Source organism: Alkalinema sp. FACHB-956 (genome assembly GCF_014697025.1).
Classification (GTDB): Bacteria; Cyanobacteriota; Cyanobacteriia; order Leptolyngbyales; family Leptolyngbyaceae; genus Alkalinema.
Genome location: NZ_JACJRC010000017.1, coordinates 88277 through 114886, shown reverse-complemented (window position 1 = coordinate 114886; position 26610 = coordinate 88277). Strand labels below are relative to the sequence as shown.

Annotated in this window: 21 protein-coding genes, 31 tRNA genes and 1 pseudogene; 8 read left to right on the top strand and 45 right to left on the bottom strand. The window is 50.2% G+C overall.

Going from position 1 to position 26610, the window contains the following annotated elements; translation table 11 throughout:
• Positions 1-175: 175 nt before the first annotated feature.
• Positions 176-325, top strand: coding sequence for a hypothetical protein (locus H6G21_RS17535; protein WP_190574696.1), 150 nt, complete (start codon positions 176-178; stop codon positions 323-325).
• 132 nt (positions 326-457) lie between these two features.
• Here the strand turns inward: H6G21_RS17535 and H6G21_RS17530 are convergent, their stop codons facing one another.
• The 36 genes from H6G21_RS17530 to H6G21_RS17355 all read right to left on the bottom strand — a co-directional run bounded on the left by H6G21_RS17530 (position 458) and on the right by H6G21_RS17355 (position 7827).
• Positions 458-1180: a CCA tRNA nucleotidyltransferase gene (locus tag H6G21_RS17530; protein WP_190574695.1), complete on the bottom strand. Its 723-nt coding sequence runs from the start codon at positions 1178-1180 to the stop codon at positions 458-460.
• Positions 1181-1716: 536 nt separating this feature from the next.
• On the bottom strand, positions 1717-2352 hold the full coding sequence (locus H6G21_RS17525; protein ID WP_190574694.1) for a hypothetical protein: 636 nt from the start codon (positions 2350-2352) through the stop codon (positions 1717-1719).
• Positions 2353-2460: 108 nt separating this feature from the next.
• A tRNA-Ser gene (locus tag H6G21_RS17520) sits at positions 2461-2542 on the bottom strand.
• A gap of 4 nt (positions 2543-2546) precedes the next feature.
• Positions 2547-2630, bottom strand: a tRNA-Ser gene (locus tag H6G21_RS17515).
• 3 nt (positions 2631-2633) lie between these two features.
• Positions 2634-2710 (bottom strand) — tRNA-His (locus H6G21_RS17510).
• Between the two features lie 2 nt (positions 2711-2712).
• Positions 2713-2785, bottom strand: a tRNA-Ala gene (locus H6G21_RS17505).
• Between the two features lie 16 nt (positions 2786-2801).
• A tRNA-Ala gene (locus H6G21_RS17500) sits at positions 2802-2878 on the bottom strand.
• Positions 2879-2884: 6 nt separating this feature from the next.
• A tRNA-Arg gene (locus H6G21_RS17495) sits at positions 2885-2960 on the bottom strand.
• 6 nt (positions 2961-2966) lie between these two features.
• A tRNA-Arg gene (locus H6G21_RS17490) sits at positions 2967-3039 on the bottom strand.
• A gap of 6 nt (positions 3040-3045) precedes the next feature.
• Positions 3046-3120 (bottom strand) — tRNA-Val (locus tag H6G21_RS17485).
• A gap of 5 nt (positions 3121-3125) precedes the next feature.
• Positions 3126-3196 (bottom strand) — tRNA-Gly (locus H6G21_RS17480).
• Between the two features lie 28 nt (positions 3197-3224).
• Positions 3225-3295 (bottom strand) — tRNA-Gly (locus H6G21_RS17475).
• Positions 3296-3449: 154 nt separating this feature from the next.
• A tRNA-Thr gene (locus H6G21_RS17470) sits at positions 3450-3523 on the bottom strand.
• 5 nt (positions 3524-3528) lie between these two features.
• Positions 3529-3606: transfer RNA gene (locus H6G21_RS17465), tRNA-Met, on the bottom strand.
• A gap of 1 nt (position 3607) precedes the next feature.
• Positions 3608-3682, bottom strand: a tRNA-Leu gene (locus H6G21_RS17460).
• A 3-nt stretch (positions 3683-3685) separates the two neighbouring features.
• A tRNA-Lys gene (locus H6G21_RS17455) sits at positions 3686-3760 on the bottom strand.
• Positions 3761-3765: 5 nt separating this feature from the next.
• A tRNA-Leu gene (locus H6G21_RS17450) sits at positions 3766-3841 on the bottom strand.
• Positions 3842-3879: 38 nt separating this feature from the next.
• Positions 3880-3952: transfer RNA gene (locus H6G21_RS17445), tRNA-Leu, on the bottom strand.
• A gap of 4 nt (positions 3953-3956) precedes the next feature.
• A tRNA-Pro gene (locus H6G21_RS17440) sits at positions 3957-4031 on the bottom strand.
• A gap of 7 nt (positions 4032-4038) precedes the next feature.
• Positions 4039-4113: transfer RNA gene (locus H6G21_RS17435), tRNA-Leu, on the bottom strand.
• 46 nt (positions 4114-4159) lie between these two features.
• Positions 4160-4233 (bottom strand) — tRNA-Leu (locus H6G21_RS17430).
• 223 nt (positions 4234-4456) lie between these two features.
• Positions 4457-4530: transfer RNA gene (locus tag H6G21_RS17425), tRNA-Gln, on the bottom strand.
• Between the two features lie 5 nt (positions 4531-4535).
• Positions 4536-4610: transfer RNA gene (locus tag H6G21_RS17420), tRNA-Ile, on the bottom strand.
• 5 nt (positions 4611-4615) lie between these two features.
• Positions 4616-4687: transfer RNA gene (locus H6G21_RS17415), tRNA-Asn, on the bottom strand.
• A gap of 23 nt (positions 4688-4710) precedes the next feature.
• Positions 4711-4784 (bottom strand) — tRNA-Phe (locus H6G21_RS17410).
• A gap of 39 nt (positions 4785-4823) precedes the next feature.
• Positions 4824-4897, bottom strand: a tRNA-Arg gene (locus H6G21_RS17405).
• 4 nt (positions 4898-4901) lie between these two features.
• Positions 4902-4991: transfer RNA gene (locus H6G21_RS17400), tRNA-Ser, on the bottom strand.
• 140 nt (positions 4992-5131) lie between these two features.
• Positions 5132-5208: transfer RNA gene (locus H6G21_RS17395), tRNA-Glu, on the bottom strand.
• A 206-nt stretch (positions 5209-5414) separates the two neighbouring features.
• Positions 5415-5488 (bottom strand) — tRNA-Trp (locus H6G21_RS17390).
• A gap of 1 nt (position 5489) precedes the next feature.
• Positions 5490-5564, bottom strand: a tRNA-Ile gene (locus tag H6G21_RS17385).
• Between the two features lies 1 nt (position 5565).
• A tRNA-Cys gene (locus tag H6G21_RS17380) sits at positions 5566-5640 on the bottom strand.
• Between the two features lie 5 nt (positions 5641-5645).
• Positions 5646-5722, bottom strand: a tRNA-Glu gene (locus H6G21_RS17375).
• A gap of 57 nt (positions 5723-5779) precedes the next feature.
• Positions 5780-5852: transfer RNA gene (locus H6G21_RS17370), tRNA-Asp, on the bottom strand.
• Between the two features lie 182 nt (positions 5853-6034).
• Positions 6035-6262: a hypothetical protein gene (locus tag H6G21_RS17365; RefSeq protein ID WP_190574693.1), complete on the bottom strand. Its 228-nt coding sequence runs from the start codon at positions 6260-6262 to the stop codon at positions 6035-6037.
• Between the two features lie 433 nt (positions 6263-6695).
• The gene (locus H6G21_RS17360; protein ID WP_190574692.1) at positions 6696-7085 is read right to left on the bottom strand and encodes an alr0857 family protein; all 390 of its coding nucleotides are present in this window, start codon (positions 7083-7085) and stop codon (positions 6696-6698) included.
• Between the two features lie 217 nt (positions 7086-7302).
• Positions 7303-7827: an HNH endonuclease gene (locus H6G21_RS17355; RefSeq protein WP_190574691.1), complete on the bottom strand. Its 525-nt coding sequence runs from the start codon at positions 7825-7827 to the stop codon at positions 7303-7305.
• Between the two features lie 182 nt (positions 7828-8009).
• Between H6G21_RS17355 and H6G21_RS17350 the strand changes: the two genes are divergently transcribed.
• The gene (locus H6G21_RS17350; RefSeq protein WP_190574690.1) at positions 8010-8243 is read left to right on the top strand and encodes a hypothetical protein; all 234 of its coding nucleotides are present in this window, start codon (positions 8010-8012) and stop codon (positions 8241-8243) included.
• A 192-nt stretch (positions 8244-8435) separates the two neighbouring features.
• On the top strand, positions 8436-10184 hold the full coding sequence (locus tag H6G21_RS17345; RefSeq protein ID WP_190574689.1) for a glycosyltransferase family 39 protein: 1749 nt from the start codon (positions 8436-8438) through the stop codon (positions 10182-10184).
• 114 nt (positions 10185-10298) lie between these two features.
• On the opposite strand, the gene H6G21_RS17340 is transcribed toward H6G21_RS17345, so the two are convergent.
• Positions 10299-10970: a thermonuclease family protein gene (locus H6G21_RS17340; RefSeq protein ID WP_199307287.1), complete on the bottom strand. Its 672-nt coding sequence runs from the start codon at positions 10968-10970 to the stop codon at positions 10299-10301.
• A 202-nt stretch (positions 10971-11172) separates the two neighbouring features.
• Here H6G21_RS17340 and H6G21_RS17335 point away from each other — a divergent pair, with 202 nt between their 5' ends.
• On the top strand, positions 11173-12369 hold the full coding sequence (locus H6G21_RS17335; RefSeq protein WP_190574688.1) for a cysteine desulfurase family protein: 1197 nt from the start codon (positions 11173-11175) through the stop codon (positions 12367-12369).
• A gap of 159 nt (positions 12370-12528) precedes the next feature.
• Positions 12529-14379, top strand: coding sequence for a protein kinase (locus tag H6G21_RS17330; RefSeq protein ID WP_190574687.1), 1851 nt, complete (start codon positions 12529-12531; stop codon positions 14377-14379).
• Positions 14380-14703: 324 nt separating this feature from the next.
• On the opposite strand, the gene H6G21_RS17325 is transcribed toward H6G21_RS17330, so the two are convergent.
• The 3 genes from H6G21_RS17325 to H6G21_RS17315 all read right to left on the bottom strand — a co-directional run bounded on the left by H6G21_RS17325 (position 14704) and on the right by H6G21_RS17315 (position 18737).
• Entirely contained in the window at positions 14704-16329 is a 1626-nt protein-coding gene (locus H6G21_RS17325) for a phosphoenolpyruvate carboxykinase (RefSeq protein ID WP_199307291.1), read from the bottom strand.
• Between the two features lie 122 nt (positions 16330-16451).
• A complete protein-coding gene (uvrC, locus tag H6G21_RS17320; protein WP_190574685.1) occupies positions 16452-18398 on the bottom strand; it encodes an excinuclease ABC subunit UvrC in 1947 nt (648 codons plus the stop codon).
• 18 nt (positions 18399-18416) lie between these two features.
• On the bottom strand, positions 18417-18737 hold the full coding sequence (locus H6G21_RS17315; RefSeq protein ID WP_190574684.1) for a (2Fe-2S) ferredoxin domain-containing protein: 321 nt from the start codon (positions 18735-18737) through the stop codon (positions 18417-18419).
• A 411-nt stretch (positions 18738-19148) separates the two neighbouring features.
• On the opposite strand from H6G21_RS17315, the gene H6G21_RS17310 reads away from it, so the two are divergent.
• On the top strand, positions 19149-19361 hold the full coding sequence (locus H6G21_RS17310) for a hypothetical protein (RefSeq protein WP_190574683.1): 213 nt from the start codon (positions 19149-19151) through the stop codon (positions 19359-19361).
• Positions 19362-19760: 399 nt separating this feature from the next.
• Entirely contained in the window at positions 19761-21032 is a 1272-nt protein-coding gene (locus tag H6G21_RS17305; RefSeq protein WP_190574682.1) for a hypothetical protein, read from the top strand.
• A 99-nt stretch (positions 21033-21131) separates the two neighbouring features.
• On the opposite strand, the gene H6G21_RS17300 is transcribed toward H6G21_RS17305, so the two are convergent.
• Positions 21132-21293, bottom strand: a complete 162-nt coding sequence (locus tag H6G21_RS17300; protein ID WP_190574681.1) for a hypothetical protein — start codon at positions 21291-21293, stop codon at positions 21132-21134.
• Positions 21294-21600: 307 nt separating this feature from the next.
• Here H6G21_RS17300 and H6G21_RS26290 point away from each other — a divergent pair.
• Positions 21601-21672: pseudogene (locus H6G21_RS26290) on the top strand (PIN domain-containing protein); the annotation flags it as partial.
• 71 nt (positions 21673-21743) lie between these two features.
• Here the strand turns inward: H6G21_RS26290 and H6G21_RS17295 are convergent.
• From H6G21_RS17295 to H6G21_RS17280, 4 genes are all read right to left on the bottom strand, one after another.
• Positions 21744-22340, bottom strand: a complete 597-nt coding sequence (locus tag H6G21_RS17295; protein ID WP_190574680.1) for a cytochrome b/b6 domain-containing protein — start codon at positions 22338-22340, stop codon at positions 21744-21746.
• Between the two features lie 161 nt (positions 22341-22501).
• The gene (locus H6G21_RS17290; RefSeq protein ID WP_190574679.1) at positions 22502-22804 is read right to left on the bottom strand and encodes a hypothetical protein; all 303 of its coding nucleotides are present in this window, start codon (positions 22802-22804) and stop codon (positions 22502-22504) included.
• Between the two features lie 20 nt (positions 22805-22824).
• Positions 22825-24036 (bottom strand): HhoA/HhoB/HtrA family serine endopeptidase, encoded by a 1212-nt coding sequence (locus H6G21_RS17285; RefSeq protein WP_190574678.1) that lies wholly within the window; start codon positions 24034-24036, stop codon positions 22825-22827.
• A gap of 115 nt (positions 24037-24151) precedes the next feature.
• A complete protein-coding gene (locus tag H6G21_RS17280; RefSeq protein ID WP_242041902.1) occupies positions 24152-26425 on the bottom strand; it encodes a recombinase family protein in 2274 nt (757 codons plus the stop codon).
• Positions 26426-26610 lie beyond the last annotated feature (185 nt).

The following is a 26610-nucleotide window of genomic DNA, read 5'->3' as shown; positions in this document are numbered from 1 at the left end:
GCCGCTAAGGCTACTTTGGCTTTGAAGTCGGCGCTGTATTGTTTGCGTTTATTGCCCATGAAATACTCCTATCACAGTTTGAGTTTTCAGAGCTTAACTACCTGTCCAGTTTTTGGGGTCCACCGTAGAAATCAAAGCAATTATTGAGCAAGAGACATCAGGTTAAATTGGGTTCGTGCAAGTTGTAAAAGCAGTTGTACTGACGATCGCTCTTACCGTTTGGGCAGTGGGCACGATCGCTTTATCTACGGGAGATGTGGCGATATGTCGCTGGTTCAGTCACCTGAATGTCGCTACCTTAGGATCGTTGTATGAGAGTATGTAGGCTTTTACGATTAGGGCACGAAATTAAATTTAACTATTGATGCAACGTATTGAGAGGTTTAATTTGTATTGATGATTGAAGATTTAATGAGTGTATTTCTATGTTTTTAGAAATACACTCTGTGTTGACAACTTACTGTTTTACCGTTGGCATTAACCACATGCCAGGTCGTTCTAGCCAGTCGCGCACCAAGGCTTCTGGTAACCGCTGCAACAACTTGAGGGTTGCCCAGGTGTCAGCTTTCATTGCCTTGGCGAGTTCCTCGCGTACTCGATCGGTACTAACAACGGCCATCAACTCCGGTAACTCAGGATTATGCAAAGCCTCCACGAGATCGGTTGCCATGCGAAATCCTAACTTGACCGAAAATCGTACTGCGCGTAATGCCCGCAACGGGTCATCAGCCAACGTCACCATTGGATCAAGGGGAGTGCGTAGAACCTTATCTGCTAAGTCTTTTTGGCCTTCAAATAGGTCTACCAGTTCCCCCTGTTCCGATCGCGCGATCGCGTTCACCGTAAAATCCCGCCGTTGCAAATCATCGGCTAACGAACCAGGCACAACAATGGGTCTGCGAGTTCCAGGCATGTATGTTAATTCCCGCCTTGCTAACACAAAGTCTGCCGTTTGGGTTGAGTTACAGAACTTAGCGCGAATCGTTAAGCAATCCGGCGTACTCAGAAAAATCTGAAAGCCCTGTGACTGCATCCAATCACGCATAAACTCAAAAGCTTGCTCGATCGATTTCCCCTCAGCCTCTGCGGAAGTGAGAACAAATGCGAAATCAGCATCTTTACTCTTTAAGCCCAGCAATTCATCCCGTACTTTTCCACCAACTTCAAAGATATCCGGCATTGTTCTCACCTCCTTGTTATTACATGATTATTTTTCTTGATGATTGCGATGTATTTATTGTGACTAATATTGAAAACTCCGTACAAGTTAGGCAAAGCGAAATATACTTCCTGCTGCTCTACCAATTGAGCTATTACCCGTCAGGCCGGGTAAGTAGGACTCGAACCTACAACCAACAGTTTGGGTTACGTATGTAAGCTTCACTCGTTAGGGTACGGAGTGACGGAAGGAGAAGGAATCGAACCCTTGGGCATTAACCCACCCTGGTTTTCCAAGCCAGTTGCCAACCATCAGCGGCACCTTCCAGCACCTTTGGTATTGCCCGTTAAATCACAATCCACCAATCAGAAAATTTGGGAACTCCGTGCAAGTTAGCAAAGCTGTGTGATACTAGGTGCCTTTTCCAATTAGGCCACGACGGCGGATATGCCGTCGGCAGGACTCGAACCTGCAATCACCCCTTCCTAAGGGACGTATGTAAGCTTTACAAATGAGGGCACGGAGTTTCCACAAAAATAATCAGAACAGGTCATTGTTTATGCCTTGGCAATCAACGCTGCCTGAACGGTTTCAGGAACAGGTTGGTAATTACTAGGAGTCATAGAGAAATTACCTTGTCCGGCAGTGAGCGATCGTAGTTGTGTGGCATAACCAAACATTTCTGACAATGGCACCTGCACATTTAAGTCTGTGTCATTCCCATTTGTCTGTATGTTCTGCACCATACCGCGTCGCTTGATTAAATCACCCTGTACCGCGCCAATAAATTTACTCGGCACCGTTACCAGGACATCCATAATCGGTTCGATAATAACCGCATCGGCTGTGCTCATGCCTTGATAGAAAGCTTGGCAAGCAGCAAAACGGAAGGCCCGATCGTTGGAGTCATTCGGATGGAAATCGCCACCAGTCAGGACAACCTTTACACCCACCACGGGATAACCAGCCAAAATTCCAGCACTCGTCGCATCTCGGAAGCCTTGCTCACAGGATTTAATAAATTCCGTGGGAATTGTGCCACCAGTGATGCGATTTTCAAAGATGAAATTTTCATCGCAAGCTTCGACATAACCGATTACCCTTGCATATTGTCCAGGGCCACCCGTCTGCTTCCGCAGGGTGTAGTCGAAATGCCCTGCTTGATTGGATTTAAATAATTGACGGGTCGTCATGGGTGGCTCCTTCACACATTTCAAGGGGCGAACTAGATTTTTAAATACACCGAATTCGCGTCATTCACTATCTCTCCCATCAGCCGTGGCTTATGCAGAGATAGCTAGCGGAGAGTAGAGGAATTGAACCCCCAAGTTAAGAACTGCGATCGTTTTCAAGACGATTTGCCAACCATTGGCCGTACTCTCCAAGGCGGAAGCTAGAGGAGTTGAACCCCTACGACGCAATCGCACTCCTGTTTTCGAGACAGGTTGCTAAACCCTTAGCAGTAGCTTCCATTTGGGGTGACTGACGAGACTCGAACTCGCTAACACTAGATTCACAGACTAGCTCCTCGACCCCTTCGGATTCAGTCACAGTGGAACTGAGGGGACTCGAACCCCTAACCTTCTGTGTGCAAAACAGATACTCTTCCAATTGAGTTACAGCCCCAGGATTAGATGTGGTTTGGTGGATTCCGATCGGAGTTGAACCGATATCTTCCTACTTGCAAGGTAGACGCTTTCCCAATTAAGCTACGGACCCATGTTTTGGCAGGAATGGTAGGATTTGAACCTACACAGGTCGATTTAGAAGATCGATGCCCTTCCCATTAGGCGACATTCCCACGAGGCGAGATTGGTAGGACTCGAACCTACAACCCTCGGTTTCGAAGACCGATGCTCTTCCGATTGAGCTACAATCCCAAAGTTTGGTCACCCCGGTAGGACTTGAACCTACAACCTCGTGTTTGTAAGACACCTGCTCCACCATTGAGCTACAGGGCGACGAGAGCGGAAGACGGGATTTGAACCCGTGACTAAGACTTGGCACGCCTTGATGTTGCCGCTACACCACATCCGCATTGGCAGCAAAACAAAATGATTTGCTAAGCGATCGAAGGGACTCGAACCCATACCATGAGTTTGGAAGACTCTAATGCTGCCGTTACACCACGATCGCGAATAACTGAATTTCACATAACCGATGTCATTCTAGGAAGGCTTTTCAAACAAGTAATTGAGCACCACGATATAAAGACTTGGAATACTAGCGAAGAAGCCTAGGATTACAATAGTAGAAAGCATAGTTTTACCCTGAATAATATGAACGAAGGAGCTGGAGACAGGAATCGAACCTGCAACCCGCTGTTTACAAGACAGCCGCTCTGCCAAGTTGAGCTACACCAGCATGATTGGTTGCGGAGCCAGGAGTTGAACCTGGTAAATGACAGCTTATGAGACTGCCGAGCGCACCGTAGCTCTATCTCCGCGATACCCCTAGTGGGACTCGAACCCACAACATCCAAATTTTAAGTTTGGCACCTCTTACCAATTGGGTTACAGGGGCAAATGGGGAGTCGCCTGGGGGTCGAACCCAGATGATACCGGTTAAAAGCCGGTTGCATAACCGCTCTGCCAACGACTCAGGTTTGGTACTCCTGATGGGATTTGAACCCATAAACTCTAAGTTCTCGACCTAGTGCGTATACCGTTCCGCCACAGGAGCATTGCTTGGGGAATCACCATTTGGGAAATTCATCCCAGTACCCTTGGTGGGATTTGAACCCACAAAACCTGCGTTCTGACCACAGGACGTATACCGTTCCGTCACAAGGGCAAGATCCGAGTGGCAGGATTTGAACCTGCGACTGCCTGTTCCCAAAACAGGAGTGCAAACCAAGCTACACCACACCCGGATTTAGGGACTCTCGATCGGACTTGAACCGATACGTAGACTGTTTCTAAAACAGCCGCCTCTACCCATTGGGCTACGAGAGTTTGCAGGGAAGTACGATCGCGCGATGAACTGTACCCACACTTCCCATACTCCTGGTGAGAGTCGAACTCACAATTACACTAGGTTTGAGCTAGCTGCGTTTTCCGTTTCGCCACAGGAGCTTTAATTGGGGTCAATGACCCAGTACCCTTGACAGGACTTGCACCTGCAAAACCTGCGTTCTAAGCGCAGTACGTATTCTGTTCCGTCACAAGGGCAAATTAACCAGGAGGCTAGTGTTGTGTCTCTCTACAAGCGTCTATCCTCCCGACAGCCTCGCCAGGTATCGAACCTAGTTCTCTTCGTTCAAAGCGAAGGATGTTTCCATTACACCACAAGGCTATTTGGTTGCCAGAGTAGGGGTCGAACCTACATTTCAGTGTTCAGAGCACTGCGACCTGCCATTAGTCGATCCGGCAAGGAATGGTTGGGGTAGTTGGAATCGAACCAACGATCGCTCGGTTATCAGCCGAGTGCTTTGCCATTAAGCCATACCCCAATAGGCTGCCTCGGTGGGACTCGAACCCACAACCGCGCGGTTAACAGCCGCTCGCTCCACCATTGAGCTACAAGGCAATAAATGAGTTTTAACAACCCAGCCCCCCAGGTCGGTCTCGATCCGACGACTTCCTGTTCTTCAGACAGGCGCTACTACCAACTGAGCTACCGGGGGAAATAATGTTAGAAATGCAAGGAGCAACATTTCTAACAACGAGAATGGTAGGGCTTGAACCTACGGTCTTTGGTTTCGTAGACCAACGTGTTATCCAACTACACCACATTCTCAAGGCGGAGAGAGAGGGATTTGAACCCTCGGTGGATTGATAAAACCCACGTCTTCTTAGCAGGAAGGTGCCTTAAGCCGCTCGGCCATCTCTCCATATTTCGATGAATGCCATCATCGATAGGTCAGGTAGGATTTGTAGCTTGCTTCCCGTAGGGTACCTACGCGGCAATGAGCATCCGTTTTACAGACGGTTTCCTTCAACCAGGCTTGGATACTGACCCAGATAAAAAATTTGGCAGTGCTGACGGGGATCGAACCCGCAAACTCAGGATTGAAAGCCCTGTGACTTTACCAATTTGTCTACAGCACCAGGTTGGAGGCTCCGTGCAAGTTTAAGAAGCTGTTTTTTTTCAGCCTCCCTGTCCGATGAATCCATTGAACTAACGTTGTAGGAATCAATTTAGTGGAGGCTGTTGGATTCGAACCAACTCATTGATTTTTCAGATCAATTGTTACCAGTTTGTAGGCTTCTTGATTTAGGGCACGGAGCCACTTTTTGTAGGGCTATACAGCCCACACCGGAACTAGGATTCGAACCCAGACTTTCGGTTTTGGAGACCGACGCGCTTAGACCATTACGCGATTCCGGTTTGGTCGCAGTGGTGGGAATTGCACCCACACCCATCAAGTTATGAGCTTGCTGCTCCGCTATTGAGCTACACTGCATTGGAATCCAGAGTGGGAATTGCACCCACGATGAATGGTTTTGCAGACCATCGCCTTACTACTTGGCTACCTGGATAGGATTGGGAGCCCCGACGGGAGTTGCACCCGCTTCTCACTGACTGAGAATCAGCGCGACTTTTCTAGTCGTCCACGAGGCTGGGAGAGTCTAGGTGTTGCAACGAGACACGCAAAACAACACCGTTTTGGACTCAAGGCGAGGAAGACGGGATTCGAACCCGCGATCTCTTGTTCGACAGACAAGCGCTTTAGCCGCTAAGCTACATCCCCAGAGAAAGTATGAACGAGAAGGAATCAAGAAGTTTGAATGGACTTGTCAGTTCCGACTTCAGCCTTCATCGTTCACACTTCAGAAATTGTGGCATTTAAATTTATTGAGTTTTCAAGGTTCAAGTGAGTGTTGGAAAAATTTAAAAGATGGATTGCGCAATACGATCGCGCGGTTCAGTTCTCTAGAAGAAGCAATGTCGTTCCAGCGTATAGAGGGTTCCTACTCGCCGAAAGGCTTCTGCTGTTTTTTCTTGGTTCAACCGTTTTGATTTTTGAAACCCCTGCTCGATGGGTTGAGCACCTGCGTACCTGCGTGGTTGACTAGAGGCTAGCGGTTGCTCAGGGGACAAGGTAGAAGACGCTTGTCCAGGAGTGGGGTTGAATGGAAGGACTGCGGTTGAGCGTTTCATTGTGTTGGCTCCTTTTCGCTTTCCTGATACTACATATACTACATTGTACTTTTCGGAAGTGTCAAGGGGTTTTGGAATTTTTTTTCGAGTTTTTTTGAGAGTTAATCAAATTGCTGATTGTGAAAGCTTTTCAGGTGATCTAAATAGCCTTGACCTGCTCAAAATAAACGCCCCTTCGACTGCGATCGGTATACTACAAGTCAATCGTGCCATTCCCTGCTGAAATCAGAACTTCAGCATTTACTGAAAACGCATTCTTGAATTTCCAGAATTGGCAGCATAATCTACTGGAGATGTGGTAATTCACATCCCCAATAGAGTTAATTTGACGAACAATTCAATCCTCGATCGATGTTTAAGAAATCGAGTAGTAGCAAATCTCTACCGGATATACCTTGGGTCTACTCCAGTAATAACGATCACGTCATTATTTCTATTGAGCGATCGACGAGATGTTGTGAGGGTCGGCTTGCCAAAGTTTGTGAATGAAAAACTCGACCCGATCGGCCAAGGTGCAGATAAACATCCCTTCGTGGGCTTCGCGGGTTGCTGCTAACCAGAATCCTTGTAAGCTAACTTCCGCAAAATCATCATCTACGACACAGAGGCTGATCCCTTGACCTTGCACTGCATGAATGGCTTGCACCAGATGGTTAAAGCAAGGGTGATCGATCGGGACGAGAAACGCAGCCCGACTGGGTTCTACCGATATGGTTTGTCCCACTCGCATAGCTAGGATGACGCGCTGAGCAACCACCGTTTCCAGCGCACCCGCCAACCGCTCTAAGGTTAATCCAACGTCAGTGTAGGTTAGTTTCAGCATGGGTCTTCTCCTTAGCGTTGGGAGGAGACGGCGATCGGCAATGGATGAAAAACTTTGCTACAATCAATTTCTTACAAATCACTTCAAGACTGTATTCCATGCATCTCTTGCATTGACGCTCAAATTGACGCTCAAATTGACGCTCAAATTGATGCTCAAAATTTTTGTAGCATTGTTTGTTAAATTCATTGACCGATCGGGCCGTTCCTCCTGGAATTTAATCCGATTGATTCTTCCAAAATTGGTCTGCGAACAGGACTGCTGGATGCACCGGGGCTTTAGGTCGATTGCGTAACTTCATGCCAGTTTCGTGTAGAAGTTTGTCGCCCTTTTGGCCGTTGCATTGCTCGCAAGCTGCAACGACGTTGTCCCAACTGTGTTGGCCACCCTTCGATCGGGGAATAACGTGGTCTAGCGTGAGTTTCTTTTTGCTACCGCAGTATTGGCAGGTGTGATGATCTCGTTGTAGTACGCCACGCCGATTGACCGGGGGAACTTTCCAATGCCGCTCTGGATTACCAAAGGTGAGACGAATGTGCTCAGGGACTTGGAGAATTAAGTTGGGAGAGTGAACCTCAAAGCATTGGTTGGTTGTGAAATCCACGGGTTCTGCCTGTCCGGTGACGAGGAGCGCGATCGCCCGTTTGATGGAGATGCGGCTCAGGGGCAGATAGTTTTTGGAGAACACCACGACTGTGTTCTGGAGGATCGATGGATAGGGTGGACGGTGTAACGGTTGCATCGCTCACACTCCTCTAAAAAATTAGCCCCGCTCTGGTCATGTTCCAGGAGCGGGGCTTAGGGCTTGTCGCACTAGCTTGAACTGATCAGCACGCTTTTCGCCTGCGTGCCCCGCATTGTCGGTAGGTTTTCAGATTGGTTCTTGGACTTGGCCGGCCCTCGCCGCCCCAATCTTGACGGGAAATGGTTGATTCGATCGCGGAGTCGATCGTGGATTCGATCGCGCCCACCATGCCGGGTTTGCGACAATCGATCGCAGGATGGTTCTCTACGGTAAATCGGTCTATGCTGACTCGATACAGTCGCCCCAACCCCGATCCTACGATCGCGCCAAAACTTCCCAGGCTGGGACGCTGGCTACGGTGGCTTGATAAGGTATGGGAGAAAGTACGCAACATAGAAGGCTCGACCTCTTAACCTACTAATTTCTATACTACATGTGTAATCTGCTTCTTCAAATCTGTCAAGGGGGATTCCGAAAAATTGATAATCTAGATCTGCTTTGAGCTAGTTACTCTCACGGTTCCCGATCACGTTTCCTGATCACGTTTCCCGATCAGTTTTACAAGTTCCCTTCACTGACAGGTCCTATCCATAGGTTCACTCTGTATGATGTCCCAGCGTATGAACCCCCAGCGATCCCGGCTCTTGAAAGTAGTCCGTTGGATTGGGATTGCTGGATTAATCTTGGCCATTTGTTTCCGATTTCTACACCTCGATCGCAAGGTCTATTGGCACGATGAAGTCTATACCTCTCTCGTGATCACCGCTCACCCAGGGCGATATCTGACGAAAGATTTATTTACCGGAAAAATCGTACAGGCGAAAGATTTATTAACCTATCAGCACTTTGCACCCTCCCTGACTTTACAGGATATGTTGGTTCGCAAAGGTCTGGAAGATGCCCAACATCCACCGCTCTACTATCTGCTGATCTACGCTGGCGCTAAGCTCGGTGGAACCTCGATCGCCTTCATTCGTGGGTTATCCGCTTTTTTGAGTTTGGCGATTTTTCCAGCGTTATATTGGCTCTGCTTAGAGCTTTTTGGATCTGCGGTCTATGGCTGGGTTGCGATCGGTGTATTTGCGGTGTCTCCAGTCCACCTCATCTATGCGCAAGAGGCACGGCAATATGGGCTATGGACTGCGCTGGTTCTGGTGAGTAGTGCGTTATTACTCAAGGCGATCCGATCGTCCTCCTGGCAAAGCTGGGGCCTGTATGCACTTTCTATGCTGGTTGCGAGCTACACATCCCTCTTTACTTTAGGCATTGCAATCAGCCATTGTTTCTATATTCTGTGGGTCGATTGCGTTGCTGGCAATGCAGAACCGCTCCGTTCCCAATCGGGTGGCGTGGGACGATCCTTCACTTTTCAACAGTTACTTGCATTCAAACAACGGCTTACCTGGAAGCCATTGAATTGGAAAGAATGGCTAGACGGTAGGAATCGAACCATTGCTTGCCTAGTCAGCTTAATCGGTGTCGGCGTACTCTTCACGCCTTGGCTCTATTTTATGGTTGTTTCTAAAGATACTCTTCATCAGACAACGAATTGGATTGGTCTTCCATTGCCATGGATTTCTAGCCTAGAACTCTTTATTGCAAATTTCAGCCGTATTTTTATAGATTTTAATTTTGGTTTTAATAATCCATGGATTTATATCTGTGCAATTCCATTCTTGAGTCTTCAGCTATACTCGCTCTTTGATCTATATCGAACATCTTCCAAGGCAGTTTGGGGATTTGTAGTAACCTTGATTGCTGGTACCATTCTCCTTTTGGGACTGCCTGATCTGCTCCTAGGTGGACAACGGGTCACGGTGAATCGCTATCTGATTCCTTGCTTTGTAGGGATTCAACTAGCTGTAGCTTATTGCTGCACCCACCTTCTCCTAAAAACTTGGGCGGTTTCTCTGCAATGGAAGCGGGGACTGGTCATCGCTGGGTGCATTGGTTTAATGGCGGCTGGCGTTGGCTCTTGTGGGGTCTATAGCCAAGCCAATACTTGGTGGAATAAAGTGGTCAATTCTAACTATGCACAGATTGCAGAAATTTTGAATCGCAGCGATCGACCTTTGGTGGTTACTGATGGGGACATCTACAATCCGGCCAGCATGGTATCTCTGAGTTATTTACTCAATCCCACAATTCACTTTTGGCTTTTACCGAAAGTGAGTGACACATTCCCCGATCGGGGGGTTCCAGAGGGATTTCAGAGCCTTTTTATGATGAATCTTTCTGAGCAGTTTCGCCATCGGTTTGAAGCAACTTACCCCTGGCAAGGCCATCTAGTTTTTCAGGATGAGTGGAACCAAGTTTGGCAGCTCAAACCGAAGCCAGTCGCCCCAAGTCAGTAGACTGGACAAGTTGCACAGCCAACCGAGCAAGGTTCCACCCATCTATCCTCCTAGCAGGAAGGACACAATGGGAGGGACAACAAAGAATGCGTCTCTATGTGTCCCTCCTCAGCCTTAGCGCAAACTCTCGCAGGGAATACCATCCCGATCGCCATCTAGCCGAAACGGATCACCCGGAAAGGCGCGAAATACCGCTTCAGCTTCCTCACGGCTGGAGAAATCCTTACAATCACAATCCGACCTCACACAGGCTGGAAATTGCTGTTGGGGCTGAGTTCTGGGTGTGGTGGTCGATTTGCCATGGCGGAAATCCCAGGGCATGACCGGATTGGCCTGATTCCAGAATCCTCGTTTTTCGGCCTTGGCCCAACGTTCCGCATTCAGGTATTGGCGCTGGTTATCGGGACAGGCACTCAGATATTGGCGATAGACCACGGCCTCGCCAGCATTCACCATTTCTAAATTGATCGATTTATTTCCAACAAAAATTTCACCGACTAACCGACCGTACTTATCCTTTTCCACATCTCGGATTCTCACCGTTTGGCCGATCGGTAAAAGGCGTTGCAATTGTCGTTTGGACTGTGTACCCCAATTGCCCTGCTTCATTTCCGCTGCATCAATGCAGGCCAGACGCACCGTTGTTTTTGCATTGCCCTGTTGAACGGTAATTGTGTCGCCATCACCGATGGAAACAACCTTGGCATTGAGATCGGCCCAGGCAGGAGATTGTAACGAGAATAGGAGTATGGAAAGACCAGCAAAAATTAGAATTCGAGCCATCATGAGAAAGTATCGATCCAGAATTAGGGGGGAATCCGCAGATTATTGCTTGATAAAAGAATCGAAATCTGCCTGAAATCAAGAGTTAAGAACCTGATTCAGGCCGTTACTTCAATTATTCTTCTAATATCATCATAGAAAAATTCGCCAATTCCGGACATCTCCGCAGACAATAGAAATGGCCGTGAATGGGAGACCGATTTCCATGCAGATCTACCTGGACTATAGTGCAACTACGCCCCCCCGATCGGAGGTGATTTCTCTGATGCAGCAGGTGATGGCGGAGCAATGGGGCAACCCCTCTAGCTTGCACACCTGGGGCAATCGATCGGCCACGCTGCTGGAACGGGCGCGGATGCAGGTGGCTCGTTTGGTCAATGCACCTGCGGAGGCGATCGTGTTCACGTCCGGTGGCACCGAGTCCGATAACCTGGCTATTTTTGGGGTAGCTCGGCAATACTATCACCCACAACATGTGATTATTTCCAGTGTGGAGCATTCCGCTATTTCTGAACCTGCCAAGCAATTGGAGCGGGAAGGCTGGCAAGTGACTTGGTTACCGGTGAACTCAGCGGGACGGATTGATCCAGCGGATCTGCAAGCTGCGATTCAGCCCAATACGGTGCTTATTTCCCTGATTTGGGGACAAAGTGAAATTGGAACCTTGCAACCGATCGGGGAATTGGGGGCGATCGCCCGTGCCCACAATGTGCTGTTCCACACCGATGCCGTGCAGGTGGCGGGCCGTTTAGCGATCGATGTGCAAACATTACCTGTGGATCTCCTGTCTCTGTCCAGCCACAAACTCTATGGGCCGCAGGGGGCTGGGGCGCTGTACGTTCGTCCGGGGGTGGAATTGGTGCCCCTGCTGGGCGGGGGGGGCCAGGAAGGTAAGCTGCGATCGGGCACCCAAGCCATGCCTGCGATCGCGGGATTTGGGCTAGCAGCGGAACTGATATGTTCGGAAATGGCGACGGAAACGACGCGATTAACCCAGCTGCGCGATCGTTTGTTCGACTTGCTGGCGGATTCAACCTTGGTGCCGACGGGAGATTTGGCCGATCGACTACCGCACCATATCAGCTTTTGTCTACCGGAGGCCGATGGTGAGCAGGTGAGTGGCAAAACATTGGTGCGGCAGATGAATTTGGCGGGAATTGGCATCAGTGCGGGGGCGGCCTGTAGCAGCGGCAAAATTACGCCCAGTCCCATTCTGACGGCCTTGGGGTGGAGCGATCGGGTGGCAAAAACGGGCATCCGGTTAACCCTCGGACGCCATACGACGGAGGCCGATATCGATTGGACGGCAATGGTATTGCAGCAAGTCCTCGATCGGCTGACAGGAACGATCGAGCGATCGGTGTCAATGGCTTATCCCCCCCTCAAGCCATTGCTGCGGTAATAGGCATCTTGTCTTCCTCAGCAATTATGAAGAATTTACTGGGGATAGATTTCTGTTTTGGGGATAGACGCCAGTAAAGGTACACTAAGAACAATCTCTAATGAATGAAAAGTCTGTAGAGGTTGATTTCGTTGTCCTTATCGTCATTCTAGCCCGACCATGTTACAGCCCATTGAACCTGGGATTTTAGTGGATCAGCGTTACCGCATTCTGAGTGGGCTAGGCCGGGGTGGATTGGGTAGAACTTATATCGCGGAAGATATTCGGCAATTTGATAAACGGTGTGTTCTGAAGGAATTTTGTCCCTATCAGCAAGATCCTGATTCCTTGCAAAAAACACTAGAACTTTTTCAGCGGGAAGCCCGACTGCTACATCATTTAGAACATCCTCAAATCCCAAAGTTTCAAGCTTTTTTCCCCTTTGACTATCAGGGCAACCAACTATTCTTTATAGTCCAAGATTTGATTGAAGGAGAAACCTATCAAGCTCTTTATAATCGTAACTCTCGATTTAATGAAACAGAAGCGATTCGGTTCCTTCAGGAAGTGCTACCTATCTTGGACTATATCCATGGGCATGGCATTATTCATCGGGACATTTCACCAGACAACTTAATTTGGTCTCAGTCAAAACAACGGACATATTTAATTGATTTCGGAGTGGCTCGGGAAATTACACTTGCTTTTCCTGGAACGTTAGTGAGTAAAGAAGGGTATACCCCATTGGAGCAGATGCAAGGTCAGCCCTGTCCTGCCAGTGATCTCTATGCCCTGGGCGTGACAACCCTAGTCTTGCTGGGCGTCCCCCTTAGTTTCTTTTATGGGCCACCTCAGCGTGGGGCTGCCCGATTAGCATGGCGGCAGTGGGTTCCGTTGAGCAATCCAGATTTTGCCCAGATTTTACAGACTTTAATCGCTTACAACGTCTCATCTCGGTTTCAATCAGCAACATCCGTGTTACATGCATTGGAATTCCTGGAAGCAAGACCAATCTCTCCAACGGTTCCTCCAATGTCTTTCACCAATACTAGTGTGAAGACCATGGTGGTATCTGAGGTGGCATCTGAGGTGGTATCTGAGGCAACTAACCGTACTGAAATGTTCCCAATTGCGGCTAGTCAGTTACCTGATACAACACCCTGTCCCCTGGAGACAATCACGGTTCAAGTTGACGACCTAAGGCAAGAAGCACAAAATTGGGAAGCCCAACATCAATGGAATAAAGCATTGGAGATTTGGCAAGAATTGATGATTCACGCGGAGAGACTTGAAGACCGCCAACTAGCGCAAAAAAGAATTCAAGCACTTTCCGAGAGGCAACAAAAAACCTATCCCCTCGACCCTGACACTACTACGAATGCTAGAAAAATTCAAACTTACAAAGATCACTCTCTATGGTTGCACTTTAGCGCATTGGTATTCAGTTTGGTTCCTTTGGGCGTTCTAATTGCTCTCAATCATTCATCCACATTGGTTGAGCCATTTTCTGCCGGACGCTGGGCCACGTATTGGGCTTTCACTTTAGCTTGGAGTTGGCTTTTAGCTTGGGTATGGCCGGGTATCTTATCTTGGTCTTGGCCAAAGGTTTTAGTCGTATTTTGGATTCTATCTGTATCTTGGGTGGTTTCTTTGTCTCTAGCGTGGGCTTCGTTGTTAGATGGGGCTTTGGCATTTGCTTGGGCTTTGGCATTAGATGGAGCATTAGTGATCCTGTGGGCAAGTTCTGCGAATGTGGTGTGGGCATTCTTTGAGGTTATATTCGCTGGTTGGCTTATCGGTTATTTTACAAATGTGACCATCGGGAGTGCAATCAGCGTAGGTTTAGTTGCAATGTTGCAATTTATTCTGTTCAGTAGAGGTCTTAATAAGGCTACTCTCAAGCCGAGGACGTATAAACAATATATCTGGGTAATCTTGCTGTTTGGTACCATCTCAATATTGGGTACATTCATTGGGAGAGTCATACAATCGTCGCTGCAATCAGTATCTGAGTTTGGTATGCTAACTTAATTAGCCCACAACTAAAAGGTCATTGTGCTGTTGCACAAAAACTCAGTCAGTTTTGGCGTAGGGGTGAAGTTTTTATGAGAGTTGGGCTCCCCCAAAAAGCGTAGAGCCACCCCACTGGATATCCCAAAAAAGAGTGGCTCGATCGCAGGTTGAAATCCTGGGTTCAAATCCTGCTCAATCCTCCTCGCTGAGTGCAAAGCAAGGAGGAACCGCGACTTGGGGGGATGCCTACAATCCTGATCGTGTTGTGTAAATACGATCAGGTATTAATTAGCACTCGTATTCAGCACCCGTCTTGAGTCCCTAGCCCCCGATCAATCGAAGTCACCGCATCGAAACCAAATCCGGTTGGAGCGTCAGGGATGGTGCACCTTGCAGAACTTCAGGACTTACCATCGCCTCAAACTGCCGAAAATTATCCACAAACCGTTGCGCTAACTTCAACGCTTGCAAATCATAATTTGCTGGATCACTCCACGTCAGACGGGGATTTAACAGCTTGGCCTCCACGCCCGGACAGGCGATCGGAATCCGGAAGCCAAACAACGGATCAACCACCGTCTTCACCTGATCCAATGCCCCACTCAACGCCGCAGATAACATCGCCCGCGTTTGCTGAATCGGCATGCGATCGCCCTCACCATAGCTGCCCCCCGTCCAGCCCGTATTCACCAACCACACCCGAGCACGGTGCCGCACAATCTTTTGCCCGAGCAAATCGGCATAGACATGGGGATGCAATGCCATAAACGGTGCACCAAAGCATGCGCTAAAGACCACCTCCGGCTCATGGCCCAAGCCCTTTTCCGTTCCGGCCACCTTGGACGTGTAACCGCTGAGGAAATGGTACATCGCCTGTTCTGGCGTTAGTTGCGCGATCGGCGGCAAAATCCCCAACGCATCCGCCGTTAGAAACACAATATCCTGGGGATGGCCCGTGGTTCCCGTGGAATCGATATTGTCAATAAACCGGATGGGATAGGCTCCCCTTGTGTTTTCTGTTAAGCTCCCATCATCTAAGTCCAACTGTCGCGTTAGCGGATCGATCGCCACATTTTCCAAAATCGTGCCAAACCGTTGGGTGGTTTGATAAATATCCGGCTCCGCTTCCGGTGACAGACGAATTAACTTGGCATAGCAGCCGCCTTCAAAGTTGAAAATGCCCCGATCGCTCCAGCCATGTTCATCATCCCCAATCAATGTCCGCTGGGGATCGGCGGACAGCGTGGTTTTTCCCGTTCCCGACAGGCCAAAGAACAATGCGACCCGACCATCCTGACCCACATTGGCCGCGCAGTGCATCGGCAACACATGGTGATGGGGCAACAGATAGTTCAACGTTGTGAAGATTGCTTTTTTCATCTCTCCGGCATAGCTAGTGCCACCAATCAACACCAGCTTACGCTCAAAATCTAAAACAATAAAAACATCGGAATTGGTGCCGTCAATTTCAGGTGTGGCATGGAAATTGGGCAATGTAATCACCGTAAAATCGGGAACAAAGTTTAAAAGCTCTTCATGACTGGGGGAAATAAACAGATTTTGCACAAATAAGTTATGCCAAGCCATTTCGGTAATGAAACGCACCCCAATGCGATAGGCCGGATCAGCCCCCGCAAAGCGATGCTGCACAAACAGATCGCGCCCTTGCAAATAGGCCAACATCCGCGCCCGGAGCGACTCAAAGCGGTGTTCACTCAAGGGATGGTTAATTTTGCCCCACCAAACTTCATCCACGGTACTGGCTTCCCGAACAATGAATTTGTCATTGGGCGATCGACCGGTGTGATGGCCCGTTCGGACTACTAAAGGCCCCGCTGCTGCTAACATTCCTTCCCGGCGTCGCAGGGCTTCTTCGTAGAGGGCCGGTACCGAAAGATTCCAATACACCATGCCGGGTTGCAAAATACCATGGTGCTCCAGTCCATAGTGGATCTGTTCCTTTGCCATATTCATAATCAAAATCCTCAACGGTAATGTAGGGGGATTACCGGGCGTTGCAACCATTCATCCCTGACGCTACGGGAGAAATTTGAGAATCTTGTGAGGAAATATTCGCCAATGTCAGGGTTTCAGGAGATGGCTTCTGCTTCCTGGGTGGGATGGAAATATTCGTAAATTTGCTCGGCCATTTTGGGGCCAATTCCCGGTACCGCTGCTAACTGCTCTACCGTTGCCTCGCGGATGTAATCGATCGATCGAAAGGTGGCGAGGAGTTGCTTTTGGCGATAATGGCCCAGTCCCGGCACTTCATCCAGGCGCGATCGTTGCATGCGTTTACTGCGTTGTTGGCGGTGGAACGTGACGGCAAAGCGGTGGGCTTCATCTCGCAAGCGCCGCAGCAATTGCACCCCCGGCTGTTCTGCTTCGGTGACTAACGGTAGGGATTCCCCCGGCAGAAAAATCTCTTCCCGTTGCTTGGCTAAACTGACAACGCGAATTTCTTCCAGCAAATTCATCTCCCGCAGGGCATTGACCACTGCTGAGAGTTGGCCTTTGCCGCCGTCGATCATGACTAAATCGGGAAAATCTGAAAAGGATGTGGATTGCCGTGTTAAGACTGAGGACTCGTTCCAACGGCGAATCTGTTCTCCCCGAGCTTTGGCGTTGGCATACTTACGGAACCGCCGCGTAATCACCTCGGCCATACTAGCGAAGTCATCGGAGTGACCCGGACGGACATCGGGATTTTTAATTTTAAAGTGACGGTAATGTTGTTTGGCCGGTAATCCATCGACGAATACAACTTGGGAGGCCACCGCATCGGAACCTTGAATGTGGGAAATGTCATAGCCTTCAATGCGTCTGGGCCATTCCGGTAAATCTAAAATTTCCGCTAAGTCCTGCATGGCTTGGTTATTACGATCGACCACCCGTTGAGTCCGTGCCAGTTCGTAGGCGGCGTTGCGTTCCACCATTTCCAGGAGGTCGGCTTTGGATTGCCGCTGGGGATGGACGATCGAGACTTTGCGGCCCTTGGCTTGGCTGAGGTAGGCGGCTAGAATGTCGGCCTCGGGCAATTCGTGCTGCACCAAAATTTCCGTGGGAATTTCCACGGGATCGACGGTTTGGAAATGTTCTTCCAAAACTCGCTGCAAAATGGCTCCCGGTTCCCCCGATCGGGCATCGGCGACATAGCCCAGCCGCCCTACCAACCGTCCGGCACGAATTTGGAATAACTGCACGCAGGCATGGTGATCATCGGCGACTAGGGCGATCGCGTCGCGGGAGATGGTGTCGTCGGAGAGGGCGACTTTTTGATCGGCTCCTAACTCCTTTAAGCCTTGGATTTGATCGCGCAATCGCGCCGCATGTTCAAAGTTGAGGGCTTCGGCGGCTTGCTCCATTTGCTCGGTCAGGGTATCGACCAGTTCTCCACTGCGTCCCTGGAAAATCATCGCCACTTTTTGCAGGGTTTTGCGATAGTCGTCCGGTTGGATTAAGCCTTGGCAGACGCCGGGACAGCGGCCAATGTCATAGTTTAAGCAGGGGCGATCTTTAAACAGCGGTTGGGGGCGTTGTCGCAGGGGGAAAATGCGTTTGACCAGGGCCAAGGTACTGCGCAGGAGTTGGGTGTCTACGTAGGGGCCGTAGTAGCGATCGCGGGAGTTGCCCATCTGTCGCCGCCGGGTGATAAAAATGCGGGGATAGGGGTCTGACCAGGTGATGCAGAGGTAGGGATATTTTTTGTCGTCCTTCAGCAGGACGTTGTAGTGGGGTTGGTGTTGCCGAATCAGGTTGGCTTCCAGCGCTAGGGCTTCGGCTTCGGTGTCGGTTACGATGAATTCCACTTCCGTGACCAGTCGCATCATGGTCGGAATTCGCGATCGGGTATCTTGACCGTTGAAATATTGTCGGAGTCGCGATCGTAGTTTTTTAGATTTACCGATGTAGAGGATGTTGTCGGATGCATCCCGCATGTAATACACGCCCGGTTCCAAGGGGATTTCCTTCAACCGGGCTTCCAATTGTTCGGGGTCTTGGATGAGGGGGAGGCTTTTCCGGGAATGGGTCACCATGGTGGCAATCGGGAGGGGCTAGTCAGGATGGGTGGGATGGAATTTGGGGTAGAGCATGGCTGGGATGGGCTGCCCCTGGTTCAGGTGACGATCGACGATCGCGGGCACTTCTGCGGGACTCACCCGACAATACCAAGTTTTTTCGGGTAACACCACGACCATTGGCCCGTTGCCGCATTGTCCGAGGCAGGAGCCGGGGACGATCGGGACTGGGCAGGTGGACTGGGCTTGGAAGGCGGCGAGAACCTGGGCTGCGCCGAGTTTGCGGCAGGATTTGCCTTGGCAGACGTGCACCCAACGGGGGAACTCGGTGGGGGGCAGGGGGGATGGGCAGGGCATGGGCGGGGAAGTTGGCGTCGCTCCATTGACTATCCTACTGTGCATTGTCTGGGGGTGGGGAGGCAGGGGTTGGTGTTTTCTACGATCGGAGTAAGGTTAATATTTTTTTGGTTCTGTACGGTTGACTTGGGAGGAGTTTGTCCGTAGGCTGGTTTTTCATAGCGGTTGCCATGGACATCCTTCTTTGACGGGTCGGTATGAAGCATGGGGTCGCTGGGTTCCCAACAATTTAGAGCACTACCCTTCGTTGTTGACGCAACTCCGGGTAGCTATTCCCCCTCGCTGGTGCTACAGCAAGGAGGCTTGATGAGGATTTTAACATCTGACCGAGCCACTCTTGTTTGTGATGTCAAACGGGGTGGCTCTAAATTTTGGGGCTTCTTAGGTTCACTACAAGGAGAAGCTCACAATATGGCGAAAGGTTCTAGCGATCGGAGCGATCGCTCGATCGAACAGTTGCATCCATACTATCGGTTACAGCTTTTCGGCACTAAGGAAACAGTAGAGTCAATCATTAACCGATTGCATTCGATCGGGTTTGTGGACAGGGTGTATTGGGGAAAACCAATGCCTGTACCCGGTGTGGAAGGCGAATGGGTGAGTGTGTTGCAGCGCCGTTGGTAAAGGCTGTGGCGTAGGTGTCCCGCAGGTTTGCTTGTCTTGTAGCCTGTGGGCACCTCACTCAAATGAGGTATCCGATTCCTAGAGAATCGACCTAAATCGATCTAATTAGGATTTTTGGATATTAGGCAGCGAAGGAAGCTGAGGAGAGTGGAAGAAATGCTGAAATCTCCAGCATTTTGATTTGGCAAGGGTTAATATACGGAGAATCTATTCATCCTAATGTCCCATTTTTCCAATTAGATAGAATTTTTCTATCCATTTGGGGACTGAGAGGGTATTAGACAGAAAAAATCGATCTAATAATATAGTTAGGCGGCTAAAGCTGATCCGTATCCAACATTTTTTCAAACTATAATTGGATGGAAACTGAGCTTATCAACATCTGAGGAGAAGCAAGACGTGGTGAGATTAAGCGATGTTTTTGTGGCTGGCGGATTTCCTAGCATCACCTATATTTCCCGCGATGAATATCAGCTTGAGTCTACAGTTGAGGATTATCTTGATGCTCGATACAAGCTGCTGTCTATATCTGGTTCAACTAAGTCTGGTAAGACTGTTTTAGTCCGAAAAATTGTTCCAAAGCAATCTAGTTTCTGGATTCCTGGTGGTCAAGTAAGTGATTTGAACAGTTTTTGGGGGATAGTCTTGGAAAAGACAGGAGGCTATACCTCACTTAGTGAGACGACAAATGAGAATACAAATACTGTGTCAGGGCGTGAGATGACTGCCAGTATTAAACCAGGAGGGATGGGAGGGGACATTAAGTCGCAGTTCAATGAGAGTGAACAGTATGGGGTCAGTCAAACTGTAAGCCGCACAGTTCCATCAGCTTCCTCAGCTATCAACCAACTGCTTGATCACAAAATCCCGCTGGTTGTAGATGATTTTCATTACATAGATAAACCTATACAACAATCGATTGTACGTAGTCTTAAAGATCCTATTTTTGAAGGTTTGCCAGTCATTCTAATCACCGTACCTCATAGGGCATTCGATGTCATACGAGTGGAAAAAGAAATGACTGGACGAGTAAAGCAATTACAGATACCGGCATGGCAGGCAAGTGAATTAGAAAAAATTGCAGAACTTGGTTTTAGGGCGCTTAACGTGCATTGCAATCCTGAACTTGTGAGGAAAATGGCTGAAGAATCATTTGATAGCCCACACCTCATGCAGGACTTTTGTGCAGCTTTATGTAAAGCAAATGGTGTGCGCGAATCTCAGTCATCACTTATCGAGTTACAGGAACCAGATGACTGGCAGTCCTTCTTTAGAAATATGGCATCTGATACATCGAAATTAGCTTTTGAGCGTCTGGCAATAGGACCTCGCCAGCGTACTGACCGTATAAGAAGAACACTAGTGAATGGTGAAACGTGTGATATATATGGCGCTGTTTTATTTGCAATTGCCTCAACTGGTCCCAAAATAAGATTGTCTTATGAGGATATACGTACAGGTTTGCGAACAGTATTAAGTGATGAAATACCACAGGCTCATGAAGTAACGCGAATATTAGAAAAGATGTCCGAGATCGCTAAAGATGAAATTGAGGGTGAGCCTGTTGTTGATTGGGATAGCTCTTATCTCCACATTTCTGATCCCTTTTTTGCTTACTATCTCAGATGGGGAGTTGTTCTTCCTGAAGCAGAACAGAGAAGCTTATTTTGACGTGATTCTGGTTAGGGCAGCCTAACACTTCACGGCAGCGGACGGACGAAATCCGCTGGTGCTGAGTTTATGGTTATCTGCCGCCGCTGCGTTTTGCCGTTATGCTGACTGCCCAGAGAGAAAAAAGCCCTTCCATTCTCTGTCTTTCCAGCATTTCAGTTTACGTTTCAGAATTGCAATAATCACGATCGCTCCCATAATCGCATCATCAATGTCATTCGAGACTCTGCGCGGACTCATCGATCGAGGCTTTTGCAACATTGATCCGTTTGTTTTCCCAGCATGAAATCGATCGAGGTTTCAGCAAAAGTAACTGGTTCATTGACCCAGAAACCCGTCCGCGAAAGCAGAAATAGTGGTAGTTGAGAGCGATCGTGCATTTTCTCACTCATCTGTGTGATGCAAAACTCGATCGGCTTTTCAGGTTGTTTCTTGGGCAGTCGTTTTCAGGCGAAAAATCTAGAAAGACTTGATTAATGAGAGGCTTATTAAAAACAGACCAACCTGCCCCAACCGATGAAGAAGTAGCAGCGATGCTGGAAGAGCGGCGGGTGGAGAAGTATCTTCAGTGAGAGTTTTAATTGATACCAATATCGTTTTAGATTTTCTGCTGCAACGAGAGCCTTTTTTCCAAGATGCAGGACTGCTCAGTTCGAATGCGTCGTTGGAGCAAAGCAGACATTTCTCCTCTCGGTTCACCCAACGATCGACCTAGCAGCCCGCAGCATTCCTGGAAAACTTCGTTTTGACAAACCCCTTAAACCGTCGCCAATTCGCCTTCACCACCTTCCACTGAACCAACATATGCAAAATAATCAACGCCAAAAAACTGTAGGATAGCCAGAAATGTAAACCTCGTCCCACATCCACCATCGGTTGACTCTGGGGAAAAATATCCGGAATCACAATCCCAAAAAACTTGACATTATTGGGACGAAACGAATTCGACAGAAAAATTCCCGTCACCGGAACCACCCACATCAAACCATAGAGCAGCGTATGCAGGATCACATTGCGAATCCACTTCGGTGACAACTTCGGAAAACGCTTACTGTACTTCTTGCCAATCACTTGTAGCAATACCAAAATCCGCCAGGTTAATAACCCTAACGTTAACAACCCGATCGACTTATGGAAATCATAGAGCGATCCTCGAAATGAGACCTCCCTGGGTAACTGCGCCATCCAAGTTCCCACGACAAACAAAATCAGATAGCAAACCGCCATCCACCAATGCACCGACATCAACCGTTGAAAGGCTGAATTGACCCTGGGAGAACGGGGAGCTGTAGACGGTAATGAACCCATAATGGCTTGCCCTCATCACAGATAGATCAACAAAACAGATCAATCAATTCCTTCGGTCAACTCCTGAGAAGCAATTCCACCCCTCTTGTTGAAAAGCAATACGACTCCTTCAGAACCGATGCGGCCAGAACCGATCGCTAACTTCAGATCGCGCCATGATTTTAGCGACGGCGGAAGCTGATGAAAAGTATAACTCCCAACAACAAGCGCAGAAACGTGAACACAAGGCCCAACCCTAGCAGGAAATATAACCCGATGACCCCTTGCCCTTGAAATCGTGCATCTCCACGCTCCAGAATCACCACCCAACCCAGCGCTGCAATGAGGTAAAGCAGTGCTGGAAGCAATGCCATCAAGACTTGTTTACTTCGTTGCAGAAAAGTTCCTTTCCAGCAAAAAACAGCCGTGAGGACAAGGTCAATCAAGAGCGCCGGAAATAGTACCCGAATCAGATAAAAATCCATAGGAGCTTGAAAAACGCTGATTACCTAGGCTCGTCAGACTGACGTTGCGTCGGGTATTCTCCCGGACGCACTTCCACCGTCACCGTTTGATTGCCCCGCAACACTTCAAACGTCAGCCCTTGCCCGATCGTACTCGCTTCCACCTTGTCTTGCACATCCCCCGAAGTTTTAATCGGTTGCCCATTCACTTTCTGCACAATATCCCCCGCCTTCAGTCCCCCTTGGGCCGCTGGCGAACCTCTACCCACCCGCACAATCAGCACCCCGCTACTTTGGGTAATTTGCAGATTGGCATCGGGGTCATTGTTGATTTGTTCCTGGAGTTCCGGCGTCAGCTCCATCATTTGAATCCCCAGGAACGGGTGAGAGGCCTTGCCTTTGCTGAAAAGCTGATCCCCAATGCGTTGCGCCGTCGCGATCGGAATCGCAAACCCCAACCCCTGGGCATCGGCCCGAATCGCCGTATTAATCCCAATCACCTCGCCCCGATCATTGAGCAACGGGCCACCGGAATTCCCCGGATTAATCGCCGCATCGGTTTGGATGAAATTAATACGCTTGTCCGAAATGCCCACCTGCCGACTCGATCGCCCCGTCGCACTGATAATCCCCGCCGTCACTGTGTTATCGAGTCCTAGGGGATTGCCGATCGCGATCGCCCATTGCCCCGGAATCAAGCGATCGGAATCCCCCAACTTCACCGTCGGTAAATTCTGGGCATCAATCTTAATCGCCGCCACATCCGTCACCGGATCTAAGCCCAAAACCTTCCCCTTAAACGATCGGCCATCCTTCAGCACCACATTCACCTCATCCGCCTCCGCCACCACATGGGCATTGGTCAAAATCCGGCCATCCGTCGTCAAAATGAAGCCCGAACCCGTGCCCCGTTCCACCCGCTCCGGTTGCTGCTCTGGCATCTGATCGCCAAAAAAGCGCCGCAACAACGGATTTTGGAACGCATCGGGAGCATTCGCAACCCGACGAGCCGCATTAATCCGCACCACCGCAGGCCCCACCCGCTCCACCGCATCGGCAATAAAGTTGGGATTATTCACACTGGGGGCTGACTGCGTTGGTGGATTGGCCTGGGTCGAGCTGACGGGAGCCGGAGGAGAACCTTCAGGATTTTTCGCACCATTGCGCACACAACTGGCCGTGATCAGTCCCACACCACTCCCGATCGCGACCAAAGAAACCCCGATCGCCAGTTGTTTAAAGGAAAGTGCCATAGTTCGTTTCCGTTCCCGATCGTCAAAAATCCGTTGCTGGCCTAGCTTTAAGTGTCGCCCAATCTTGAGAGAGTCAGCGACCCAAGCTGCAAAATTTTACTCGATCCAGCAGAACTCAACGATCGATCACGATCGTTTCTGCCTCAACCGCCCGATCGTCCCCCAGCCCGATCGGAGCCGCCGCATTGACCAACGACAACAATACCCCCGTCTGTTCCTGACCGTTAGAAGCCAAGTCACTGTAACAAAGCACCACCTGCTCCTGGGTGCAGCTCAGCAGATCGGTGAGAATCCGTTGCAACCGCCGTTCATTGGCCGCCTGGGTGTCATCCACCGTCCAGAGATGCCCCGACCAACCTTGCAAAAACAACGGAGCCGCAAACAACGAATCCACCCCACTCAGCCAGCGCGGACTGCCCGCATCCAACCAGAACTGCCAACGGTGCGATCGGCGACTGGAACGGTACTGGAACACGGTAGCCAGGGTAACAGCATTCCGGGCAGGGCCGATCGGACGCACGGGGAAGGGATTCGCCGTCACCGCCCCCGCCCGCAGCAGTTGGATAAACCGGGCAATGGGTTGAGCCTCGATCCGGGCTTCGACTTGAGCCTGAACTTGAGCCTCGACTTGAGCCTCAACTTGGGCACGGGAATCCCTTAACCGCAGTCGGGCTTCTACCTCCCAATAGTGCTGCGCTGTTTCCATCAACTCCCGCAAACTGGCCACCTGCTCAAAGGGCAGATGGGTTCCCCCCTGGAAAAATTTTTGGATCGCCCGATCGAGCAGCACCACCGGCGTCGCAATCATGCGCTGACTCAGTTGAGCTTGCTGATTCGCAATCCACTGCACCAGATCTTCGTAGGCTTGGCTGGCTTGGTAACCCAGGCGATCCCAGCGGGCAAACACCTGGCTAGGCAACAGACGCGGCGTTTCCGGATGGGGTTCAAAGCAGTGATCGGCCAGCAGTCCCGCCCGCACCGGATCGATCGCCCCCAAGCTCAAAACCCCTAACATTTCCGCGATCGCATCCCGTTTGATCCGCCGTCCCAAACCGGGATAAACCAGCGTCAGCAGCGACAGCAAGCCCCGCACGATCGCCACCGAGGTCAGTGGGCGCTGTTCGTTCAAATTCTCCACCCGCACCCCTTGGCTAGTCAGAATATTGGTCAAGGCATAGCGGGAAATCGGTTCCAAACCGGGGGCAATAATCGCCACATCGCTCGGTTCCACCTGCCCCCGCTGGATGCCTTCTAGAATGAGCTCGCTGGTTTGGCGCAGCAGTTGGGCACGGGTTCCCGTTTGCAGAGACTGGATGCTGTTGGGCAAGCTGGGCGGGAAAAACGTCGGCGCGATCGCCAGTTCAATCACCGCTTCACCCACCTCCGCCAGCAGAGAGGCCGCCGGATTTGCCGATCGTTCAATTACCTGGCAGCGATCGCGCAGGCTTGCCAAATACTCCGGATCCGCCCCCAACCCTAGGCGAATGCCCCCGTTAGGGTTATAGGTCAGGACTGTAGGTGCATGGGCGTCCAGAAACTGCTCTATCAGGGGCCGCACGATCGCCGGATATTCATCCACATCGTCGGCGAACAGGGCGGTGTAGCGGCTTTGTAATTTCTCTCGGTAGAGGGGATCGGGCAACAGCACTTGGCCGTAGAGTTCCGCAACCAGGCTGTAGGTCAGCAGGCCGCGCTGCAAACACCACGATCGCCATTGCAGCAGCAGATCCCGCACGGTGTCGTAGGGCAGGGGCAGTTCGGTGGATTGGGAGCCTAACCCCTGGGTCAGGACGATCGGGAGATCCTGGAGCGCCATTCCGCCCAAGGCCGCCAATTGCATCAAATCCAGCAAGCGGCGGACTAACTTCGCTTCGCGGATGCCCGTTTGACCCACCGCCCGATCGATAGCCGGTTGCCAGAGCCGTTGGGCCAATTCCTGTTCGTTCTCCGGTCGCAGCCGCAGGGGGAATTGCGCCGCCAAGTCCAGCTTCTCAATCAGCAACGACCAAAACAGCACCACCTCATCTTCAAAGAACCCGAGGGGCGTGGTGGCCCGGAAGGGATACTGGGCCTGGGTGGCAGCGGTGAGCCGATCGGCCAAGTCAATACGGTTGTCTCCGATCGCCGAGAGCACGAGCACCCCTGGAAAGGTGGGCAGCGTCGGATAGCTCTGCCGAGTCCCGTTCGCCCATAAACAAAACTGATCGATCAGCGCTTGGGTTTTGCCGCTACGGCTAGAGCCGGTAATCCAATAGGCGTTAGGGCGATCGCTGGGTGAGGTCTCGGTGTGATGCGGGGCTCCCGGTGCAGGGGATGGAGCCAGTCTGGAAGGCGCAGCGGGATGGGAGCGGGAGGGAGAACTTGTACGATCGAACACCTGATCTGCCATAGCAAAAAACCTAGGGAAGCTCTATTCTAGTCTGGCTGATCTCGGCTGACTGATTGAAGCCTGATCGGTTTGTCACAGCGATCGATTAGAAATTTGGTTAGTTCTGAGATAGATCTTTCGGAATGGCGAGCATAGAATAAGCTGTGCAATGTTGTCTAGAGCACTTGAATATTTTCGTCCATTAG

Bases quoted from the DNA above. Each gene is read 5' to 3' on its own strand.
- H6G21_RS17295 (WP_190574680.1), bottom strand. From the start codon at position 22,340: ATGGGTTCATTACCGTCTACAGCTCCCCGTTCTCCCAGGGTCAATTCA.
- H6G21_RS17365 (WP_190574693.1), bottom strand. From the start codon at position 6,262: ATGAAACGCTCAACCGCAGTCCTTCCATTCAACCCCACTCCTGGACAA.
- H6G21_RS17525 (WP_190574694.1), bottom strand. From the start codon at position 2,352: ATGACGACCCGTCAATTATTTAAATCCAATCAAGCAGGGCATTTCGAC.
- H6G21_RS17310 (WP_190574683.1), top strand. From the start codon at position 19,149: ATGGCGAAAGGTTCTAGCGATCGGAGCGATCGCTCGATCGAACAGTTG.
- H6G21_RS17280 (WP_242041902.1), bottom strand. From the start codon at position 26,425: ATGGCAGATCAGGTGTTCGATCGTACAAGTTCTCCCTCCCGCTCCCAT.
- H6G21_RS17330 (WP_190574687.1), top strand. From the start codon at position 12,529: ATGTTACAGCCCATTGAACCTGGGATTTTAGTGGATCAGCGTTACCGC.
- uvrC (WP_190574685.1), bottom strand. From the start codon at position 18,398: ATGGTGACCCATTCCCGGAAAAGCCTCCCCCTCATCCAAGACCCCGAA.
- H6G21_RS17315 (WP_190574684.1), bottom strand. From the start codon at position 18,737: ATGCCCTGCCCATCCCCCCTGCCCCCCACCGAGTTCCCCCGTTGGGTG.
- H6G21_RS17355 (WP_190574691.1), bottom strand. From the start codon at position 7,827: ATGCAACCGTTACACCGTCCACCCTATCCATCGATCCTCCAGAACACA.
- H6G21_RS17335 (WP_190574688.1), top strand. From the start codon at position 11,173: ATGCAGATCTACCTGGACTATAGTGCAACTACGCCCCCCCGATCGGAG.
- H6G21_RS17530 (WP_190574695.1), bottom strand. From the start codon at position 1,180: ATGCCGGATATCTTTGAAGTTGGTGGAAAAGTACGGGATGAATTGCTG.
- H6G21_RS17325 (WP_199307291.1), bottom strand. From the start codon at position 16,329: ATGGCAAAGGAACAGATCCACTATGGACTGGAGCACCATGGTATTTTG.
- H6G21_RS17360 (WP_190574692.1), bottom strand. From the start codon at position 7,085: ATGCTGAAACTAACCTACACTGACGTTGGATTAACCTTAGAGCGGTTG.
- H6G21_RS17290 (WP_190574679.1), bottom strand. From the start codon at position 22,804: ATGGATTTTTATCTGATTCGGGTACTATTTCCGGCGCTCTTGATTGAC.
- H6G21_RS17300 (WP_190574681.1), bottom strand. From the start codon at position 21,293: ATGTTGCAAAAGCCTCGATCGATGAGTCCGCGCAGAGTCTCGAATGAC.
- H6G21_RS17285 (WP_190574678.1), bottom strand. From the start codon at position 24,036: ATGGCACTTTCCTTTAAACAACTGGCGATCGGGGTTTCTTTGGTCGCG.
- H6G21_RS17350 (WP_190574690.1), top strand. From the start codon at position 8,010: ATGGTTGATTCGATCGCGGAGTCGATCGTGGATTCGATCGCGCCCACC.
- H6G21_RS17345 (WP_190574689.1), top strand. From the start codon at position 8,436: ATGATGTCCCAGCGTATGAACCCCCAGCGATCCCGGCTCTTGAAAGTA.
- H6G21_RS17340 (WP_199307287.1), bottom strand. From the start codon at position 10,970: ATGATGGCTCGAATTCTAATTTTTGCTGGTCTTTCCATACTCCTATTC.